Raw genomic sequence first — 554 nt, forward strand, 5'->3', positions numbered from 1 at the left:
GACCCCCGCCGCGACCCCGCCGGGCCGCACGGCACCCTGACCGCCGGCGCCCTCCGGGAGCATCGGACGGGTTCCGACGGGCCGTGTCCCCGATACCCGATCGGAGACACGGCCCGCTCCGGCTATGCTCAGGGAGGCAACATCGCCTGGGCCCTTAGCTCAATTGGCAGAGCAGTGGACTTTTAATCCATTGGTTGTGGGTTCGAGTCCCACAGGGCCTACCGCACCCCTCGGGGTCGGGACCCCCGCTGACCTGGTCAGACGGGGGTTCTGTCGTTCCGGGCCCGCTTTCTCCGCGTCGTCGGCGGTTCGCCACCCGCCCTTGCGGGCCTGCCCGCTGTCACCCCACCAGATGCCCGTTCGGTGCCTTGGCGCGTTCCTCGTACTGCGGGAGTACGAGCACCTGCGCGCCCTGCGCTGTGAGGGTGCCGGTGCCGTCGGCGGACTGGACGAAGGTGTCCGGTTCGCGCCAGGCCGTGACGACGCGGCGGATGCCCGAGGGGAGGACTGTCTCTTCTACACAACTCCGAGCCACCGAGACTACCCTGCACATC

Annotated in this window: 1 tRNA gene and 1 pseudogene; one reads left to right on the forward strand and one right to left on the reverse strand. The window is 69.7% G+C overall.

Annotation, left to right across the window (positions count from 1 at the left end):
- Positions 1 to 148 precede the first annotated feature (148 nt).
- Positions 149 to 221 (forward strand) — tRNA-Lys (locus tag MTQ10_RS30945).
- Positions 222 to 340: 119 nt separating this feature from the next.
- On the opposite strand, the pseudogene MTQ10_RS30950 reads toward MTQ10_RS30945, so the two are convergent.
- A pseudogene (locus MTQ10_RS30950) lies at positions 341 to 554 on the reverse strand (dihydrofolate reductase family protein); the annotation flags it as partial.

The organism is Streptomyces sp. XM83C, from assembly GCF_023072675.1.
Lineage (GTDB): Bacteria > Actinomycetota > Actinomycetes > Streptomycetales > Streptomycetaceae > Streptomyces > Streptomyces thermocoprophilus.